Origin of the sequence: Ilumatobacter sp. (genome assembly GCF_041688325.1) — a bacterium.
Classification (GTDB): Bacteria; Actinomycetota; Acidimicrobiia; order Acidimicrobiales; family Ilumatobacteraceae; genus Ilumatobacter_A.
Window position 1 is genome coordinate 1 of the sequence record NZ_JBDNIJ010000300.1, and the last position, 3,828, is coordinate 3,828.

The window sequence follows — 3,828 nt, forward strand, 5'->3', positions numbered from 1 at the left end:
GACGAACAGGACACTCTTTCCTGCGTGGAGCAGTTCAGCGATCATGTTGGTGATCGTCTGACTCTTGCCGGTGCCGGGTGGGCCGTCCATGACAAACGTCTTGCCGTCGCGTGCAGCCACGATGCAGGCCCGTTGGGTCGAGTCAGCGTCGCCGATGCTGACGTGGAGTTCTGGAGGGGCTTTGGCGTCCATCTCGTCGTCCGTCAACGGATCAAACTCGAAGTCGTAGGCCTCCGCGATTGAGGGTCCGATCGCCAAGGCCTGGATCAGCGGCTCCGCAGCAGCCTTGTCGGCATTGCCAACGAGATCCTGGTACATCGCCTCACGGTGGAAGGTGAACGTGCCGAGTACCACACGGTCTTCGACGGACCATTCGGGCTGGTCTGCGATGGCGGAATGCAGTGCGGCTCGGACCGTGGTGGGATCGAGATCCTCGCTGTCACCGTTCAATCCCAGGTCGAGGCCGAAGTCCGACTCGAGTTTTATGATGAGCGAGGGGTTGATGATTGGGTCGCCTTCGGAAGCGACGAGGCGAAAAGAGGATTGAGTAGCGTCGCGAACGATGTCAACTGGGTAGAGAAGAATCGGGCTGTCAACCGGCTTGCCGTCCTTCGGGTCGACCCACCGCAGCATCTCGAAACAGAGATACAGAATTTTGAGCCCGGTATCGATGTAGGCCTGGCCGGCCTTTCGTTCGAGATTCCGGAGCGATCTCGTCAGATCATTCGGGACCAACTTGTCTGTGACCAACTCGTCGGGCTTCGGACCACGGGCCGGGCGGACATCGGCGAGCTCCGTATCGTCGCTGCCGGACTTCGGTTCGGGTGGCGAGTAGAAGTGCCAACCACCGTTGAGAAGTGTCTTCCATACGGTGTCAGCGTGTGGGGCTGTGATCTCAAGCGTTGCCGACTTCGTGTGCTTGAAGTAGAGGAGGCGGTTGCGGCGGGTGAGATTGACGAGTTCTTTCTGCCACGTCTCGATCTGCAGCTTCAGCTTTGCGTTCTCAGCAGCGGCTAATTCTCGTTTCATTTGTGCCTCCTCGTATCGCCACATGTGGCGAGACTGGAAAATTAGTCCAACGCCCAGTGATTCGCCTGCTCGCTGAGAGCACGACTTGGGCAAAAGCCATAGGGCCGCCGCCAAACGTGACCATAGTCCCGTCTGGGATACTGTCGATACAGGTGCTCCGCAGCGTGGACTTATTCAGTCCACAGCAACTTCGGCCGTGTCGATAGGGGCAGCAGCAACCTTAGTCACAGAGGCCGCGTCCCGCAGCCGACGAACCATGATCTCGGTGATCAGCGCTTCGGGCAGGACCTGCTCCAGTTTCAATGCGCCGCTGGCGGTTGCGGCGAGCGCTTCGAGTTCTTCGGGCAGGGTCTCCTGGCTGATTGCCGCTCGAAGCTGCTCTTTCGTGACTCCCTCGTCGAGGGTGATGTAGAGGTTGTCCTTCTGCCCGGCCTGTGAGCGGAGGCCCGTCAGCCGGGCGGCGAGTTCGAGGTTCGCCTTCAGCCCAGCGAAGGTGTACCAGCGCGGTGACTTCTCACCGGAGACGATCACCGTGCGGCCGGGGTGTGCACCGCGTATCTCGCCTTGAGCGTCGGCAAGCGCCTCCACGGCTCGTGCCGTCAGCGTCACCGGTTCGAGCGAAGCCCCTTCGAGCACTGCAGCAATCGACTGACACAGCTCGTAGCTGAGCGGCTGTGCACCTCCTGAGAAGCGCACGCTTGATTGCAGGTCGGTCGGTTCGACGCGCACAATACGGCGTTTCCAGTCGATGTCGTTGATCTTCCATGACCGCCCACCGAGGAGTAACGCCGGCGGCCGACCTTTGACCGAGAACGCAGCAGTGATGGCGATGTCGGGGACTTGCCCCAGTTCGACTCGGCCATGTCGCACTGACACGAGTGGGTCGGCAACAAACACCGACGTCAGCTCGAGGAAGTGACGTTTGCCGATGGAGCGTTCGGCTTCTGGGCCGGGGCTGAGTACACCCTCATCGCTGTGGATCCAGCCGATGTTCTGCAGGTGCTGTAGAAGTGGCCCAGCCTGTTCCATGGCTTCTTGGCCCAGTGCCGGCGGGTCGCCGAGCCATTCGGTCCACGTAACCGAGCCGAGCCCAAGCGCTGACTCTTGCAGAGTGAGCGCGAGGAGCTGCTGCACAAGAAGGTGGGCCGGGAATTCGGGTGGCGTAGCCGGTTCGACGTAGCCGGAGGCCCACAGCCGAAGGAGGCCGGCTGCGGTGAGGAACGACTCGTGCGACGTCGTCAGGAACAGAGCGTTGCGGCTCGATCCTGCACGGCGCCCGGTCCGCCCGATTCGTTGGAGGAACCCGGCGACGGTCGGGGGGCTGTCGATTTGGATCACGCGATCGAGGTCGCCGACGTCGATACCCAGTTCGAGCGTGCTGGTCGCCACGATCACGCAATTCGTGGCCTCGGCGAATGCCTGCTCAGAACGGTGCCGCTCGTCTCGCCCCAGCGACCCGTGGGACACATATGTCGTGACGTCCAGCGCACGAAGTGCGAGCGCGAGTTCTTCCACCCGCTTGCGGGAGTCGACGAAGACCAGTCGTTTCTCACCCTTGTGCAATCGACTGATCACTGTGGCGGCATTGTCGAGTGTGCCGACGTAGTCGAGGGTCACTTCGGGTTCGGCAAGGACCTCAGCCGGTGGATTGACGATTCGGCGTGGCGCGGTGCTCGATCCGGTGAGCCATTCGAGCAGCTCCTCGGGGTTTCCAACCGTGGCCGACAGGCCGATGCGCTGCAAGTCGCGACCGGCGACGTGTGTGAGCCGTTCGAGGACGGCCTTGAGGTGCCAGCCGCGGTCGGCGCCGGCAAAGGCATGTACCTCGTCGATGATGACCGTGTGCAGATTTGGGAACAGCCAATCCTGATCGACTCGCCGTGAGATCAGCATGGCTTCAAGTGACTCGGGCGTGGTCAAAAGGATGTCGGGCGGCTCGGCCATCATCCGCGCCCGCTCACTGGGCGATGTGTCGCCGTGCCACAGTCCGACACGGAGGCCGACGAAACTGCAGTACAGCTCGAGCCGTGGCAGGAGATTGTTCAACAGGGCCCGAAGCGGGGCCAGGTATATCACGCTTACCGGTTGCCAGCCGTGGTGAGCGATCGCCGTTAACACCGGGAACATCGCAGCTTCGGTCTTACCGCCGGCGGTCGGCGCCAGAAAGATCCCATGCTCACCGTCGAGTACCGGAGCGATCGAATGCTCTTGCAGTGGCCGGAGGCGGGGCCAGCCGAGCGTGTTGACGATGTGGTGGCGGATGGAGGGATGCAGCCGGTCGAAATCGCTCACGGATATCGGCGTTCGATCGAGCGTGCGTGGAGCACGTCGAAAAACGGACCCGGTTTGGAGCAGCGCTGAATGATTCGATTGAGATGGAGTTCGAATCGTGCCGCCATCTGCTCGCCTGTCAGCTTGGAACTGTCAAGGGAGAACATCCGCAGGCTCGACGATTCGAGATCGTTCCGGTGGGCTCGAACGATGGAGGCATCTTTGGTCAGGGCGACCCAGCCTCGATTGTCGACGTCAAGCATCCAGTCGGGGTCATCCATCGTCTGATCTGCACCGTCGGGATAGACATCCGCCATCACGTGCACAACGTGACCGTGAGAGCGCAGCATCTTCGCGACGTTGTAGCGGCCGAGCCCGCGGTCGAGGAAAAACTCGAACGGGGCGGGCTCAAGCTGCCGCTTGACTCGGCCAGATGGCATGCAATGCCTCGTTGATCTGTGCCTCTGAGACCGCGTAGTCACGAGCGATCGATCGGGTCGACTCCCCGGCTGCGAAGCGATCGTGCAC

3 protein-coding genes are annotated in these 3,828 nt (G+C 61.8%); all 3 read right to left on the reverse strand.

Going from position 1 to position 3,828, the window contains the following annotated elements; all coding sequences use genetic code 11:
- Positions 1-1,029 (reverse strand): DUF4011 domain-containing protein (locus tag ACH2EI_RS15785; RefSeq protein WP_395160743.1); only part of this gene is annotated, 1,029 nt, incomplete at its 3' end.
- 174 nt (positions 1,030-1,203) lie between these two features.
- Positions 1,204-3,321, reverse strand: coding sequence for a DEAD/DEAH box helicase (locus ACH2EI_RS15790; RefSeq protein WP_395160745.1), 2,118 nt, complete (start codon positions 3,319-3,321; stop codon positions 1,204-1,206).
- On the reverse strand, positions 3,318-3,740 hold the full coding sequence (locus ACH2EI_RS15795) for a hypothetical protein (RefSeq protein ID WP_395154357.1): 423 nt from the start codon (positions 3,738-3,740) through the stop codon (positions 3,318-3,320). The genes ACH2EI_RS15790 and ACH2EI_RS15795 overlap by 4 nt, the downstream gene beginning before the upstream one ends.
- Positions 3,741-3,828 lie beyond the last annotated feature (88 nt).

Excerpts from the sequence above, each read along its gene's own strand:
- ACH2EI_RS15795 (WP_395154357.1), bottom strand. The coding sequence starts at position 3,740 with ATGCCATCTGGCCGAGTCAAGCGGCAGCTTGAGCCCGCCCCGTTCGAG.